Origin of the sequence: Paenibacillus sp. FSL L8-0333 (assembly GCF_037965665.1) — a bacterium.
GTDB lineage: Bacteria > Bacillota > Bacilli > Paenibacillales > Paenibacillaceae > Paenibacillus_AQ > Paenibacillus_AQ odorifer.
In genome coordinates this window covers 5,130,737-5,143,993 of sequence record NZ_CP150186.1, presented here as the reverse complement: position 1 = coordinate 5,143,993, position 13,257 = coordinate 5,130,737, and the positions used below count along the sequence as shown (strand labels likewise).

15 protein-coding genes and 1 tRNA gene are annotated in these 13,257 nt (G+C 43.3%); 10 read left to right on the top strand and 6 right to left on the bottom strand.

All coding sequences use genetic code 11. The annotated features are described in order from the left end of the window. Positions 1-44 precede the first annotated feature (44 nt). Complete coding sequence (locus tag NYE72_RS23005) at positions 45-1,520, top strand: glycosyl hydrolase (protein ID WP_036683349.1); 1,476 nt, start codon at positions 45-47, stop codon at positions 1,518-1,520. Positions 1,521-1,593: 73 nt separating this feature from the next. Here NYE72_RS23005 and NYE72_RS23000 read toward each other — a convergent pair whose 3' ends face one another. Continuing rightward, the gene (locus NYE72_RS23000) at positions 1,594-2,082 is read right to left on the bottom strand and encodes a PH domain-containing protein (protein WP_036683346.1); all 489 of its coding nucleotides are present in this window, start codon (positions 2,080-2,082) and stop codon (positions 1,594-1,596) included. A 117-nt stretch (positions 2,083-2,199) separates the two neighbouring features. Between NYE72_RS23000 and NYE72_RS22995 the strand changes: the two genes are divergently transcribed. Next, complete coding sequence (locus tag NYE72_RS22995) at positions 2,200-2,760, top strand: hypothetical protein (protein WP_036683343.1); 561 nt, start codon at positions 2,200-2,202, stop codon at positions 2,758-2,760. Positions 2,761-2,967: 207 nt separating this feature from the next. Next, positions 2,968-3,303, top strand: a complete 336-nt coding sequence (locus NYE72_RS22990) for a YolD-like family protein (RefSeq protein WP_036683341.1) — start codon at positions 2,968-2,970, stop codon at positions 3,301-3,303. Here NYE72_RS22990 and NYE72_RS22985 read toward each other — a convergent pair. Continuing rightward, positions 3,300-3,464, bottom strand: a complete 165-nt coding sequence (locus NYE72_RS22985; RefSeq protein ID WP_169744799.1) for a hypothetical protein — start codon at positions 3,462-3,464, stop codon at positions 3,300-3,302. The two genes, NYE72_RS22990 and NYE72_RS22985, sit on opposite strands and share 4 nt — an antisense overlap. A gap of 117 nt (positions 3,465-3,581) precedes the next feature. Between NYE72_RS22985 and NYE72_RS22980 the strand changes: the two genes are divergently transcribed. The 3 genes from NYE72_RS22980 (at position 3,582) to NYE72_RS22970 (ending at position 5,064) form a co-directional block, all read left to right on the top strand. Further along, the gene (locus NYE72_RS22980; protein WP_036683338.1) at positions 3,582-4,268 is read left to right on the top strand and encodes a M15 family metallopeptidase; all 687 of its coding nucleotides are present in this window, start codon (positions 3,582-3,584) and stop codon (positions 4,266-4,268) included. 75 nt (positions 4,269-4,343) lie between these two features. Next, the gene (locus NYE72_RS22975) at positions 4,344-4,820 is read left to right on the top strand and encodes a WGxxGxxG-CTERM domain-containing protein (RefSeq protein ID WP_052097266.1); all 477 of its coding nucleotides are present in this window, start codon (positions 4,344-4,346) and stop codon (positions 4,818-4,820) included. 158 nt (positions 4,821-4,978) lie between these two features. After that, positions 4,979-5,064, top strand: a tRNA-Leu gene (locus NYE72_RS22970). Between the two features lie 168 nt (positions 5,065-5,232). Here the strand turns inward: NYE72_RS22970 and NYE72_RS22965 are convergent. The 4 genes from NYE72_RS22965 to NYE72_RS22950 form a co-directional block, all read right to left on the bottom strand. Then, a complete protein-coding gene (locus NYE72_RS22965; RefSeq protein ID WP_339210525.1) occupies positions 5,233-6,438 on the bottom strand; it encodes a site-specific integrase in 1,206 nt (401 codons plus the stop codon). A 77-nt stretch (positions 6,439-6,515) separates the two neighbouring features. Continuing rightward, entirely contained in the window at positions 6,516-6,788 is a 273-nt protein-coding gene (locus NYE72_RS22960) for a helix-turn-helix domain-containing protein (protein ID WP_339210523.1), read from the bottom strand. A 482-nt stretch (positions 6,789-7,270) separates the two neighbouring features. Next, positions 7,271-7,480 (bottom strand): helix-turn-helix domain-containing protein, encoded by a 210-nt coding sequence (locus NYE72_RS22955; protein WP_339210520.1) that lies wholly within the window; start codon positions 7,478-7,480, stop codon positions 7,271-7,273. Between the two features lie 69 nt (positions 7,481-7,549). Beyond that, positions 7,550-7,930, bottom strand: coding sequence for a sigma factor-like helix-turn-helix DNA-binding protein (locus NYE72_RS22950; protein ID WP_339210517.1), 381 nt, complete (start codon positions 7,928-7,930; stop codon positions 7,550-7,552). Positions 7,931-8,314: 384 nt separating this feature from the next. On the opposite strand from NYE72_RS22950, the gene NYE72_RS22945 reads away from it, so the two are divergent. From NYE72_RS22945 to NYE72_RS22930, 4 genes are all read left to right on the top strand, one after another. Then, positions 8,315-9,559: a hypothetical protein gene (locus NYE72_RS22945; RefSeq protein ID WP_076315991.1), complete on the top strand. Its 1,245-nt coding sequence runs from the start codon at positions 8,315-8,317 to the stop codon at positions 9,557-9,559. 124 nt (positions 9,560-9,683) lie between these two features. Beyond that, complete coding sequence (locus NYE72_RS22940; protein ID WP_339210515.1) at positions 9,684-10,739, top strand: LacI family DNA-binding transcriptional regulator; 1,056 nt, start codon at positions 9,684-9,686, stop codon at positions 10,737-10,739. A 778-nt stretch (positions 10,740-11,517) separates the two neighbouring features. Further along, positions 11,518-12,426: a sugar ABC transporter permease gene (locus tag NYE72_RS22935; protein ID WP_339210513.1), complete on the top strand. Its 909-nt coding sequence runs from the start codon at positions 11,518-11,520 to the stop codon at positions 12,424-12,426. Continuing rightward, entirely contained in the window at positions 12,423-13,256 is an 834-nt protein-coding gene (locus tag NYE72_RS22930; protein WP_339210511.1) for a carbohydrate ABC transporter permease, read from the top strand. The genes NYE72_RS22935 and NYE72_RS22930 overlap by 4 nt, the downstream gene beginning before the upstream one ends. The last annotated feature ends 1 nt before the right edge of the window (position 13,257 follow it).

The following is a 13,257-nucleotide window of genomic DNA, read 5'->3' as shown; positions in this document are numbered from 1 at the left end:
CCCATACTATAACTTAAAAAGATTTAAAAGGATGGTGAGAATAGATGGAGCAGCGGATTATTCGTCAGATGGTTGATTCAGCATCAAGGTTCGTGGGCGATGTGCAGTGGCAGATGGCTTTTCGCAGATTACAAATGGCTCCGGCGGATTCGGGACTGTCGTCCTCGGCTCAGCTATTGCTGAATACCCTCTATTACTTGCAGGGAAAGGGTGTGATAAGCGGCCAACATGATTATTTGGAAAGTGCAGACGAGCTCATGGAGAAGCTTAAAAATACCAGTGGGCAATATGCTGCGCTTCATGGCTACGAGCTGGGCGCAATCAATAATCAGTCCCAGGCTCTAATTGACAATCAGCGGAATTGGGTCGTCAACAGTGCGATACGCTGGTCTAGGGCCGGCGGGATCGTAACGATGTGTTATCACGCTGCATTACCGGGGACAGCGCCAACTTGGGGGAATGTAAATACGAGCCTAAGCAATGCTGATTTTGATAAATATATAACCTCAGGTACCACCCAGTATAATGCGCTGTTAGCTGATCTGGATAAGATAGCCCTGTCGCTGAAAAAGCTTAATGACGCAGGGATTCCTGTACTTTGGCGGCCGTATCATGAAATGAATGGTGGATGGTTTTGGTGGGGGCAAAAGAGCAATTACGCTGCATTGTGGAACCTTATGTTCGATCGTTTTACCAATTATCATAAGCTGCATAATTTATTGTGGGTTTGGAGTCCAAATGCAAAAAATCAGTGGTGTGATGAGCCGGCAGAATACTATCCGGGCAGTGATAAGGTAGATGTGCTGGCGCTCGACATTTATGACGCGGATTTCAAGATTAGCCATTATGATAATTTATGGGATCTGGGTCGTGGCAAGCTGATTGCGATTGGTGAGAATGGAGAGCTTCCGTCTGCTGAACTGTTGTCCAAAACGCAGCCCAAATGGTCTTATCAGCTGACCTGGGGGAAACTCCTCTATGAGAAGAATACCGATGCTGTGATAAAAGCTTTTATGAACGACAAAATGGTATTCACACGAGAGGAGTATGCTGCTGAGGCCGCCGCTTTCGCTGCTATCGGGGATAGTGTGCTGGAGAGTGGACTCTGTGGGCAATACTACAATAACATGACGCTTAGCGGCACACCTGCACTTTTGCGTACGGATGCCAATATTAACTTTTCATGGAGACAAGGTTCGCCTGATCCTGCCATTCGTGTAGATGCGTTTTCTGTGCGGTGGAGTGGGAAGCTGACGGCTGCTTTTAGCGAGATTTATACCATTTATTCCTACTCTGATGATGGGATACGGGTATGGATTGATGGCGGGCTAGTCATTGATAGTTGGGTGAATCAGAGCGGCCAGGAACGAAAAGGAAGCATAAGTCTGATAGCAGGTAAGCCGTATGAAATAAAGGTGGAGTATTATGAGAATGCGGGCGACGCCCGGGTTGTTTTGCAGTGGGAGAGTCCTAGCCAGATCAAGGGGGTTATCCCAGCGGGGGCATTTTATCTTCCTTAAAAAAGAGTACTTCAAGTGTACAAGCGCAAGCAAAAAGCCCCGGTTTTCCGGGGCCTTTTTACGTATGAGCGTCTTAAATTTGTTCGCGGTAGCTAATGTTGTTGGCGATCTTCTCGTCACGAACGGCTTTGCGCAGAACATCTTTGACGGTTTGGGCATCATGGATTTTTCGAAAAAGAAGCTGAGGCGCTGAGGCATCATCAGAAAATACAGTTAATGACCCGATGCCAAGCATCCGGTCCATTATTGACTGTTTCACGGATAAATCGCGTACGCGCAGCAATTCGATTTCTTCAACATTTTTACCGATAAGTCCGGTCTTTAACATAATGCGCTGACTTGTAATGGTATATGAAGTTGTGTTAAGAGCTATAATTCCTTTAAGTCGATCTGAGATGCCGGCAGGTTTGCCTTTCCAGAGCACAACTTCTTGATTGACATGATTATCTTCTGCTGGTCGATGGGCGGTCACTGGAGCGGTACCGTTAAGGCTGGTTCCACATTCTCCACAAAATTTAGCGCCCTGCTTGTATTCCGCTCCGCAGGTGGTGCAATAAGGCATAAATACCCTCCTTTTCTGATCACAATTAAAATAATTATAACATAACAGTCATTTTACATATATTTCATTTGCGCTTTACACAAACCGACATTATCCTGTTAAGTGGAGGGATAAATAATGAAAAAAGCTTTACTAATAGGAATGCTGATGATGACTGTCATCCTTAGCGCCTGCAGCAATAATTCAACTTCATCGGCACCTGCCACGGAAGAAGAAGTGCAGGAGACTGTGCAAAACTTCTACAATGAAATGTCTAAACTTGAAGAGTCGGGAAAATCTTCTTTAGCGGAGTTCAATGAAGCCATTGCGGGTTATTCAGCAGGAGAACTCACGGACAAGCAGTTGGAGAAGAAAATTAAGCAATTCCAGATTACCGCAACTGATTTATCGAATCAAGCCGAGAAAGTAAAAATTTCCTCCAGCTTGCCTGAAGACATTCGTAAGTTGCTTGAAGAGTCTAAAATTTCCTTTGAAAGTGCTTATTCTTTAAAAAAAGAGGCTTCTCAGGGCGCAGATTCCGCAAATGTTACGGCTGAGCAATTTAATGAATTGAATCAAAAAGCTGATATAGCGATGTTGTTCGGTATCTCCAAGCTTAATGAGGCAAGAGAAGCAACTGGACTTATAGATTCCGAAGGTGAAGCTACCTCAGTATCTGGAGATGTTGTTCAAGAATAAATCAAATCAGGCGCTGCACAGTTTATCTGTCAGCGTCTTTTTGCTGCGCTTACATGGATATACATTGATATACATCTTTTGGATAAAAAGCGCTCCTTCAAAAAGGTATCTTTTTCCTGATTATTGATTAATATGCGAAGATGCGGATATAATACAAACATACGTTCGTGTTCAGAAGAATAGATATATTATAAGGGAGGGGTTACCATGGGCAAAAAGCTGGAAAAAAACGGGCTGTGGGAAAGCAGCCGCATGATGCTGCCGGAGCATAAGACAAGAATTATAAGAGATGAACGGGAGACGCTGCGCCGCATCAAGCCTATTCTGGATGAGCAAAAGCTGGAGGAGATCGAATGTACACTGGCTTTGTCGTTGCGGAGTCATGTACGAGTGACAGTTGTTCTGTTTGAACCTTTTGAAAATACGATGTTAAGTGGCTTTGTGACTTCCATTCACACCCACTCGCGTGAGTTTAAGCTGCAGTGGGCGGAGGAATGGAAGTGGATCGATGTGGATGATATTGTCGAGGTCTACATCGTTTAATGCTGAGAACCGTTGCCTTCGCTTTTCTCATAAGCGATTAAGGTAACGGTAGGGTTACCGGTCAGATGTGCAATGGAAGCTTCAGCATTCCGAATAATTTCCAGTGCTTCTTCCTGTTCACTAAGGGCTGCAACTTTATAGCTATCGCTATGAATATCCATATGTCTCCCACCTTTCGTTAAATATTTTGTCCTTTTTTGTGGAAATCATCCTAAGGGGGACAGGGGTACAGGCAAATAGGACAGCGGCATCATTGAATATACCAAAGGGGTGATTCTATGCTGACTTTGGAGCAATTGAGGGAAAAATCCGCGGCGCGTCTGGTCGGGCTTCATCCTGTCTTGGCGGCAGGTGCGAATGTTTTGATTCAGCAAAGCCATGCGAGAGGAGTCCCTATCGTTATTACTCAGGGTCTACGGACCATCGCTGAGCAAAATGCTTTGTATGCGCAGGGTAGAAGCAAACCGGGGCCGATAGTTACCAACGCTAAAGGCGGTACCAGCTATCATAATTATGGTCTTGCGTTTGATTTTGCGCTTTTGCTGCCGAATGGCACTAGCCTTTCTTGGGATATCAATCGTGATGGTGATAAAGATAAGACTGCGGATTGGCAAGAGGTTGTACAGGAGGCTAAGCGGCTTGGATTAGAATGGGGCGGGGACTGGACCTCTTTTAAAGATTATTCACATCTGCAAATGACTTTCGGTTTAACTATAGATCAACTTCGGGCAGGTAAACGTCCAACGACGGACCAAGCCAAAGAGGCTTTAAAAAAGATTACCGGAGGGGATGATCAGGTGAACAAAGACGTTACAGTGACCATTAACCTAAACGGCCGTAAGCTTACCGATGGCGTTCTCGATACCGGAATAACCTATGTGCCCATACGTGCGCTGGCTGAGGCACTTGGAGCAAAGGTTACTTATGATGCTGTGACCAAGACAGTTAATGTAGTAAAAGAGTAAAATCATCATGCATAGACAGTGCCGTCCAAGGGGAAATTATCAGTGATAACTAACCTTAAAGGGAGGCATAACACTGTGAACAAGCTGATAACAAGCCTTGCATGCGGTACTGTACTGTCAATGAGTCTAATGGGAGCTAGCTATGCATCAAATGCCGTTGGATCAGCAGCATTGGGCGGTATCCCAGCCGCGAATACCGGAATGGATGGCACTGCGGAACACACTCGGATGATGAATACGGAAGGCAATCTAATGAATGGCACCACGGGAACAATGAATCAGCATGAGAGCATTATGAAAGATAAGATCCGCATCGATGATAATTACAGACCTAACAACTACAACACCAATAACTACAATGACACCCGCAATAACTACAGAACCAACAGCACTGTTAACCCGGCAACCAACACTACACAGACCGGCAAATACCGTGCAACTAGTACAACAACGAATGCTGCGACTAACAAAGGATCTAACTGGGGCTGGCTCGGTCTGCTTGGACTTTTGGGTCTTGCCGGAATGAGAAGCAGAAGTGACGAGCGTAGATAATCCCCGTCTATAATAACCCGTGTCGGTTTAGGCTGAACGGGTTATTTTTATTGTAAATAATTTTTTTCGAAAAAGGATTGCGCGTTATCGATATTCATGATATTATATTTCTTGTCGCGTTATATGTGAACAACGTATGAAGCTTCAACACATAATATGCCGGGGTGGCGGAACAGGCAGACGCACAGGACTTAAAATCCTGCGGTACGTGAGTACCGTACGGGTTCGACCCCCGTCCTCGGCATCCTTGATTTATAAGGGTTTTTTCCGAAAAACCTTGGTTTTTAAAACGACTTAGGAGAGAACTTTTTATCGAGTTCTCTCCTGCAGTTCTCTCCTTTTTCCGAAGGAGAGAACGAGGAGAAGATCGCATGACTCTCATATGTTGAGAGTCATGCGATCTTTCTTTGTGTTAAAATGTCAGAACATTGCTCATTGTTGATGCAGAAGATACTTTTGAACTGTATTCCAAGTGAGAGTAAATGTTGGCTGTTGTAGAATAATTGCTGTGGCCCAACCATTCCTGTATTTCTTTCATGCTGATGCCATTTGAAAGTAAAAGGCTTGCGCAACTGTGACGGAGATCATGATAACGGATTTTTCGCATTTTTAATTTCTTTATTGTTCTTGTAAAGTTTTGAGTAATATAACCAGGTTTTATTCGCTGTCCTAACTTATCTAGATAGATATACTCATCATAATCATTACAGTAAGAGTTCCCGCATATGGCTTTGTTAAGAACTTGCAGTTCACGAATCCGCAGTAGCAAATCCTCAAAGGCCGGCACGAGAGGTAAAGTGCGTCGACTCGATTTGTTTTTAGTTCGGTCTTTTTCAATAAGATGTTCTTGTCCTTCGAAATACACTGGAGTTACAGTGTGCCTAATACTGATGGTTTTGTTTTCAAAATTAATAGCAGTCCATTTCAAGCCGACCACTTCACTTCGCCGCAAACCATAAAAAGCAGCGAGAATTACTGCTAGCTCAATTAATTCGCCCTTTACCTTATCAAAAAGAAAATTAATTTCTTGATGATTATAAAAGCTGCCGAAGAATTCGTTCTTCTTTGGACGTTCGATCTTGTCGGCTGGATTGGTGGCGATGAGATCAGTTTTAAGTGCATGCTGCAGTGCTGCACGTATGTTAGCGTGGTAGTGGAGGACTGTATTAGTAGTCACGCCATTTTCATCAAGCTCGTACTGATAATAATCTTGAATATGACTTGGTAACAATTCTTTGAGAAGAAGTTTTTTGCTTTCAAAGTAAGGTATGACATGGTTAGTTACAACATTGTAGTATGAAGCATAAGTGATAAATTCAACTTTGTGTTTCATCATTGCTAACCAACGAAGCATAAAATCACAAAAAAGCGGCCCTCTATCAATTTGCTCTTCGGCAGCGGATTGAATGATGTTTTTTTGAACTATCGCTTCTTCCTCGGCTAGTGGAGGAGGCCAATTCATCCGTGTTTCCAGCAACAATGCCTCAGCTCTTTTTTTGTTTCCTTTTACCGTAAGTCCAGTTGGGATCCACTTTGGTTTTCGCTTACCTTCCTCATCTTTACAATTTAAAACGATGTAAAAAAGGCCCTTTTTTTCTTGTAGGTGGCCTGCTACCATGGATATTCCTCCTTCATAGCAGCCCGCATTGATCCTACCATTGACTTACTAAGTATAACACGTATAAACTTGGCGATTCAATGCAGTAAAGTGTTGAAGTTAGGCTGATCAAAATTGAAAATGAATAAATCAAGATACATAAGAATGTTTATTTTTGGTATTTTATATACTCGACCAATTTTAAAATAACTAATTTTACCTTCTTGCAGAAGTTTGTAAGCAGACTTACTACTAATACCGCCAAGCATTTCACACATTTCAGTGATATTCACTACATCAGGAAAGTCTTGAAATAAAAGATCATACATTTTATGTTGTTTCACTGATATAAGGGCTGTATAGTCCATCATCAGGCCTCCATGAATAAAATAGCATAATTAAAAATATGAGAATGGATGATTCTTTTGATAAAAGTTTGAAAATATAAAAAATAATATTTCAGGCTGTCGATGGTTATGCGACAACATAGCTCTGACCATTCTCAGAGACTCTCCCTCAACTGAGCGAGCTGCCCCCAGTACCGTTACGTTGGCCGGGCAGAAGTATCATTATCCCTCTTGTGGGTCATTGCGATTCAATCCACCATAGATTGATTTAAGCCGGAAGGAGGTGTCGCTAGCCTCTAAAGATACTGATTCAGAGGGTCGTGGCGTATCCGCTAAGTCGCTTCCTTTTTTAATGGAACAAGGGGAAAGTGCTTGAAATATTAAAATTTGAAGTTATCAAGGATCTTAAGTAGTATTGTTGGGAATGCTTGTGAAATTAAATTGTTTTCAACTTTAAATAGAGTTTCGGTATAAAAATGGCAACCCAATGGCCAAAAATTTAAAAATTATGTGAATATATTTATATAACGTGTAAGATCGAATCTTCTAATTGCCAAAATAAACTCTAATGTTAGTTGCTGTTTACAATCTTCATGAAAAATTCCGTTATGCCATGACATTTTATTTATTAACCCTTCATATCTTTGAATAAGTTCCGCTTCTGCCTGCGTATCCCCGCCTTGGGATAATACGATAAGTTCATATACTTCGCGCATATTCGTATCTCCTATCATTTTTAGAGATCAAAAGAAGGGCGATTTGTAAGTTAACATCAAGGGATATTGTTATAATTCTAATCTTGTTTTCATTTTTTTTAGCAACTTCTTCTTTGCTTTTGTTACAGCTTGTCTACTAACCCCTAATGTTTTAGCTATTTCCCAATCTGTTTTTTCCTCATGGAATTTCAAATAAATAAGTCTTCTTTCTAATAAATTCAAGGAACGTAATACTTCAAATAAAGAGTTCTCTTCTTCGGAAATTGAAGTTAATGTTGTGAATCCATTTTCTTGTGAGAGCTTTTTCATTAAAATCGTTGAGAGACCTGAAGCGAATCCTTTCCTGATCATAGTTTTTAAATATTTTACTGCTTTTATGAGCAAGGCAAGACTTAATATAGCTACTAAATCCTTTTTCGACAGAAAAATACAACTCTCTGTTAGTCTCAAATGCCATATTTACCACCACCTTTGTATTTAAATGGATAATAAAGGTGATAAATGCTACTTTTTGTTATGTAATACATTAAAATTTCACAATTCAAATAATTTTTGTGATTGGACCCCACATTTTTAGCTCAGGTGTGTGTATAAAAAACATAAAATTAAAATAATTACGCTACAACAAAACAAATTGCAATAATTGGTCTAAAAGAAAGTTGGAAAAAGACAAGATAAATTTGTATACTTTTAAAAAACCAAAAAGTTTCATTAAACAATTAAAAAATATTGAAAGAATTAAGAGTGTGTGATAAAGTTGGCTCGTGGGTGTTATGTACGAACGAATAGTATGTGACTCTCGTAAAGAATTCGAGCTTTATGGAGGAGGAACTTATGAAACCGCAATTTCGTTATTTGGATAAACCTGCCCTAGAGCCAGTACCTGGTTGTTCATGGGCTGACAAAATGGTCTTGAATCCTGCGATCGTAAAAGATCCGGATTCGGATACGATTCATATGCTCTTCCGTGCGACAGGCCCGTGGCCACAAAAGAGAAGAGAGGGTTGCCATGATCCTTATCCCATTTTTTTAGGGTATGCCAAAAGCGATGATTTGGGCAAAACATGGGATGCGGATTTCTCGAGACCCGCCCTGGCACCAAACCTTGGCTACGAGGAGGACGAGCTTTATATTACAGATATTCACGGGAATAAGGTTAGGAATTATGCCAACGGCTGCATTGAGGACCCGCGTATTTTCCCGGTAGAAGGAGAGCTTTATGTGACGGTTGCCTGCCGGGCATTTCCGCCAGGGCCTTACTGGCTAAGCGATCAAGATCCGCCGGTAGAAACGCGGTTTGAGTATGTGCCGGAGTGGATCTCGCAGGCCAGCGATGAGGACCCGTTTGTCAAAACAGCACGTTCCAATGATACCGTTACGGTGCTTTACAAACTTGACTTGGAGCAGCTGAAAAACGGAAACTATGAACAGGCTTTTCATTATATCGGTCCGCTTACAGAAGGTCATGTCAGTGATAACCGGGATGTATTTTTGTTTCCTGAAAAAATGAAGATTGGCGATAAACATCAGTATTTAATGCTGCACAGGCCTATGAATGTTTTGCCTTTCCCGGAAGGAGAACGTGTAAAGAAGCCGTCTATTTACTTGGCGGCGGCAGAAGCCATAGCGGATTTTGCTTCGCCTAAGGCAGAGCACCGGTTGCTTGCTTCTCCGGTTTTTGATTGGGAGGAGAATCGTGTGGGAGCAAGCTGGCCGCCTATTAAGGTTGGAGAAAGAGAATGGCTGGTTCCTTATCATGCGAAGAAAAATGTGGAATTCGGGTACACGCAATCTTTTATGATTATTAAAGAGCGGGATAATGACTATCCCGTTTTGATACACCGCTGTCCCGACAGGCTTATGTATGCGGAAAGAGAATGGGAAATGCCTTCCGATTATCCGACGCCGTGTCTCTTTACCACCGGGGGAGTGGTACTGAATGGCGAACTGATTATGTCCTATGGTGCTGCAGACCAAAAAGTAGGGATCTCCTGGGTTAACCTAGAGGAACTGGTAAACCATATTCGCCAGTATGATCAGGAGGGTAAATTGCTTCAGCAAGATACCATTCAGATTTAAGGTTAGGCGATAAGCACCCTTGAAATGAACCGGCACATGCTGCCGGCCATTCAAGGGTATTTGTGTTGAAAAAAGTTTAAAGACACAGTATGCTTAAGAAAATAACTCGTAAGGAGCATGGAAATTGAAGAAAGTTACCTTACAGATGATTGCTGAGCAGGTTGGAGTGTCTAAAGCTCTTGTGTCCAAAGCACTCTCCAATGATCCTGCGGTCAATAATAGTACCCGCGAGGAAATATGGAGAATGGCTCAGGATATGGGATACCGTTTTGACAAGCTGCGCAAATCATCTCAATTCACCAAGACCGGAAACATCGCTGTGCTAATGCCTGAGGCTTATCTGGATGATATAGAATACTGGGGGAAAATCATCCGCGGGATTGACAAGGAGCTCTCTGCCTACGATTTCAGTATGATCCTATCCGGAATCAATATTTCGCTTGAGCCGGAAGAGGGACTGCCTTCTAGTATAAGTGAGGCAAAGGCCGATGGTGCGCTGCTGCTGGGGCATATTCCTGAGTCATACATGAAAGCACTGGAAGTAATAGAGCTGCCGTTTGTGCTGGTGGACTCGAATGTGCCAAGTGCGGAGCATGACCATATTCTCGCGAATAATTACATTGGAGCCTATAATGCCACCAAAAAGCTGATTGAATGCGGGCACCGCAGGCTTGCTTTTGTCGGCGATATTGAGACCGCGTGGAGCTTCAGGGAGCGGGACCGGGGATTCGAAGAAGCGGTTAACGATCATAATACGGCCGGTGGAGACCAGGCGAGCATAACCTGGGTACGGGGCGTCGGCGTTAGCGGCAGGGGGAATTACACGAATTCAGAATTTATGGACAAGCTGCGTTTGTCCATAACGGAACAACAGGTTACCGGCTTCTTCTGTGCCAATGACATGCTGGCCATTGAGTTGCTGCGATATCTGATGGGATGGGGATACCGTTGTCCGGACGATTTTTCGGTCATTGGATTTGACGATTTATCGCTGTCGGAATTTATGATACCCAAGCTAACAACAATCCAAGTGCCTAAAGAACAAATGGGCTCAAGAGCAGTTAAGACTATTTTTGAACGGATCAAGCACCCTGAAACTGTGGCGGAACAAATCTTGCTAGCAACAAAGCTGATCGAACGTTCTACGGTCAAAATTCTTGATAGGGCCGAATTAGCCTGAAAATAGCTTTTAGTATAGAAAAAGAAAAGGAGCATCTTTTCCTAAATGGAGATGCTCTTTTTTGTGTACGCCCAGCATAGGCGTCATCTCTAGGTGAAAGTCCGAGTGGGGCTGGCAAGGTTGTAGCGTTAGCTAAGGGCAAGGGTGTCCGCAATGAGACGGAATCTGAAGGAAGCTTACGGAAGGACTGAACCGAAAGGAGAGAGGAAACCGGCGCGTTCTTATGAAGAGTAAGGACAGCAGAATTTCCCGCAAGAGAGCTTGCGGCAAAGAGATGCAGTGAAGCCGCCAGGGTATGCTAAAGTGCCGGGTTCATCGTCGGAACAAGACGCCCCTTCCTTCCGCAAGGCAGAGAAAAACTTGTTGAATCATATGTTCGAAGGAGAAAAAACCTTCGACTCACGTACAAGGGAGAGATGTAGAAAGGAGGAGCATTTTGCTGGAGTGGATAATTTAACGGAACGGTAGCGAATTTTTTGGAACCGTGTATTCAGACCCGCAGGTACGGGTGGTTTGATAGGACGAGGGCTTGCCGCTCTCTCCTACTCGATAATCAATTAAACATAATCAATTAGTTTAATGAAACAAATAAAATAGTTGAAGAAATATTATGATTATGATAAAGTTTTAAAAGCAGACGAATTCAGAATATATAGGAGGTTATATTTTATTAATATTTTTCGAATAAAATTTATTAATAGTTGAAGAGTGATTTTTACTGTAAGCGATATCTAAAATTAACCAGGGGGATTGGGCATGCGCTTTTGGATATTGAACAATGAGAAGGACGGTGCGGCGGATGGGAAGCTCTTATAACAGACAACGAATTCTCATATTACTCACATTTCTTTTTATACCGCTGGGGCTGCTGGGGCTCTTTACTTATTATCCAGCGGTAAGACTGCTGTATCTCAGCTTCACGGATTGGGACGGAATCAGTAAGACGGTAAATTTTTTGGGACTCGACAACTATAAGGAGGTATTTACCAATCCGGATTTGTTTGGTGTATTTATTCATCAGATCCCTTATGTACTTGGCGGGGTGCTTCAAAATATCGTTGCAATTCTGTTTGCAGTGATTCTGAACTCGCGAATCAAAGGACGCAATCTGTTCCGTGTTCTGCTGTTTGTTCCTTATATTATGAACGGTGTCGCGGTCGCCTTCATGTTCCAGTACGTATTTGATACGAACAACGGCTCGCTGAATGCGCTGCTCGGAATGGCTGGCTTGTCTTCGCTTCAGCACAGCTGGCTGGGAGATACCTCTCTTGTTAATTTTTCACTCGCATCGGTCAGCTTCTGGAGGTATATGGGTTACACGATGATCATTTACCTGGGCGCCTTGCAGTCGATTCCAGGTGATATGTATGAAGCCGCTACCATCGATGGCGCGAACCGTTTTCAGTCCCTGTGGTATCTGACGCTTCCGAGCTTAACTCAGGTAATCCAGCTGAATATGTTCCTTACCCTGAGCGGGGCGCTAGCGGTCTTCGACCTGCCGTTTGTACTCACAAAAGGTGGACCTGTCGGCTCCAGTGAGACCTTCCTGCTGAAAACGACGGAGACGGCCTTTACCTTCAATAACTATGGCCTGGCTTCCGCCATGAGCATAGTGCTGCTTATTCTGACGGTGGTCATCCTACTGGTACAGAATGTCGCGCTGAAACGCAAGGGGGATAGCAGATGAAGACAAATAAAAAAAACGATCCTGTGCAGTGGCTCAAATACGTGCTGCTTGGCATCGCCAGCCTGATTGTATTGTTCCCGCCGTATGTTGTTGTGCTGAACGCATTCAAGGGGCCAGATGAGAGCTCCAGCCCGTTCGCTCTTCCTGCCAGTTTTCTAAACTTCGAAAATTTCCGAATTGTGGTGGACAAGGCTAATATTCTGCAGGCGTTCGGCAACACATTCCTGGTCATTGCTGTCTCTTTGTTAGGAAATATCGTGTTTGGCACGATGGTTTCTTATGCGCTGGCCCGTATTGCTTTTAAAGGAAAAGGACTTATTCTCGGTTTGTTCCTATTTGCCAGCATTATTCCGACGATTACGACACAGGTGGTTATCTTCTCGCTGATTCAATCGCTGGGTGTGTTTAACACACTGTTTGCACCGATTTTGCTGTTTGTCGGAGCGGACGTGCTGCAGATCACGATCTACCTGCAGTTTATCCGCAATATTCCGGAGGAGCTCGACGAGAGTGCAATGATTGATGGAGCTAGCCTGTTCCGGATCTACCGCTCGATTATTTTCCCGCTGTTGAGTCCGGCAACCGTAACGCTGGTCATCCTGAAAACGATCAATATCTATAACGAGCTATATATTCCTTTCCTTTATATGCCTAAGCAGAAGCTGGTGATGGTATCAACCTCGATCATGCGGTTTGCCAGTAACAATCAGGCCCAGTGGAGTTATATCTGTGCGACGATTCTGATCATCATGGTGCCGACGGTATTGCTGTATCTGTTCCTGCAGCGCTACATTTTTGCCGGGGTAACCAACGGGGCTGTTAAAGGATAGA